The following is a 994-nucleotide window of genomic DNA, read 5'->3' as shown; positions in this document are numbered from 1 at the left end:
AACTGGGCGCGGGCGACCGCGAACGCACCGATCCGGCGATTCGCGGCGGACCGCACCAGCAGCGCCGTCTGCAACGCCGCTGAGGTGCCGATCGTCCGCGCTGCCCCGTCCGCGATCTGGCCGAGCTCGATCAGGTCCGCGACTCTGTCCTGTTTGAACAGATGCGGGTACAGCATGTGCGCGATCGCCAGGGCGTGTTCCGCCAACGATGGTTCGGTCATCGTGGAACGGGCCGCCGCCAACAGGTTCTCGGCCTCGTCTGTCAACCACTGCAGGGGCTCGTCGATGTCCTGCTGGGTGGCGGAGTTCGTCAGGGCACCGTAAGCGTGCGGCCGCAGCTTCTTCAGCGCGGCGGTCAACGTCTCACGGTAGTAGGTGAGCGCGCGGGTGAGAGCGTCGTGCCTCTCGTCGGTCACGTGCTCGGCGCCGAACAGCCGAAGCAAGTCGTGCACCCGGTATCGCTCCGGCCCGCACGGTTCGACGAGCTTGGCGTCCACCAACGGGTCCAGCGCCCGATCGATGTCCTCCTGCCCCAGCAACGCCCGCGCGACCGGCTCGCCGACGGTCGGCACGGTGAGGCAGCACAGCAGTGTGAACGCCCTGGTGGAACTGGAGTTCAGGCCCTCGAAGCTCAGCTGGAAGCTCGACCTGACCCCGAGGTCGTCGAAGTTCAGCTCGTCCAGCCGATGCCGCTGGTCAGCGAGCCGCTTCGCCAGGTTCGCCGTCGTCCAGTCCGGCCGCGACCGCAACCGCGCGGCCGCGATCGTGAGCGCGAGCGGCAGGTAGTCGCAGGCCTTGGCCACCTGCTCCGCCTCAGGGCCGGAGTCGCCGAGCAACCGCAGCGCGTCGGCTTCCGGCAACGGGGCGAGCCGGACGTGCCGCGCGCCGAGCGTCGCCAGCATGCGGCGGCTGGTGATCAGCACGGACGACCCCGCCTCACCCGGCAGCAGCGGGCCGACCTGTGCCGCGTCCACCGCGTTGTCCAGCAGCACCA

General features: G+C 69.9%; 1 pseudogene. It reads right to left on the bottom strand.

What is annotated here, in order from left to right:
* Positions 1 to 994: pseudogene (locus tag B0F77_RS48465) on the bottom strand (hypothetical protein); the annotation flags it as partial.

This window comes from Lentzea kentuckyensis (assembly GCF_002150765.1).
In the GTDB taxonomy this organism is placed as follows: domain Bacteria; phylum Actinomycetota; class Actinomycetes; order Mycobacteriales; family Pseudonocardiaceae; genus Lentzea; species Lentzea kentuckyensis.
This window is presented reverse-complemented; position numbering and strand designations above follow the sequence as displayed.